General features: G+C 69.6%; 1 protein-coding gene. It reads right to left on the bottom strand.

All coding sequences use genetic code 11. The features are described 5' to 3' along the window. On the bottom strand, positions 1-642 hold a 642-nt coding region (locus P3X83_RS43195), incomplete at both ends, for a condensation domain-containing protein (RefSeq protein ID WP_277311262.1).

The raw sequence follows: 642 nt of genomic DNA, 5'->3' as shown, positions 1-642 counted from the left end.
CACCTGGATGAGGGGGTGGTGGGTGAGGGTGCGGGCGGGCTGGAGGTCTTCGATGAGCCGGTCGAAGGGGAGGTCGGTGTGGTCGTAGGCGGTCAGGTCGGTCTGGCGGACACGGTGCAGCAGGGTGGTGAAGGTGGGGTCTTCGGACAGGTCGGTTCGGAGTATGAGGGTGTTGACGAAGAATCCGATGAGGTCTTCGAGGTGCTGGTGGCTGCGCTGGGCGGTGACGGTGCCGATCGGGATGTCGGTTCCGGCGCCGAGTCGGTGCAGGACGGTGGCCAGCGCGGCGTGCAGCACCATGAACACGGTGACGTCGTGGGTGCGCGCGGTGCGGCGCAGCGCGGCGTGCAACCCCGCGTCGAGGTTCACGGCGAGGGTTCGGCCCTGGTGGGTCGGGACGGCGGGCCGCGGCCGGTCGGCGGGCAGCGTGATCTGGTGCGGCATCCCCGCCAGGGCCGTCCGCCAGAACTCCAGATGACGATCCTGGCCGAGCAGGTCGTGGTGCCACAGCGTGTAGTCGGTGTACGTGATCGGCAGCGGCTCCCAGTCAGGAGCGGTGCCGTTACTACGGGATTGGTAGGCGGCCGACAGGTCGTGGGCGAGGGGCCGCATGGACCAGCCGTCGGCGGCGATGTGGTGCAG

This window comes from Spongiactinospora sp. TRM90649 (assembly GCF_029382225.1).
Lineage (GTDB): Bacteria > Actinomycetota > Actinomycetes > Streptosporangiales > Streptosporangiaceae > Spongiactinospora.
This window is presented reverse-complemented; position numbering and strand designations above follow the sequence as displayed.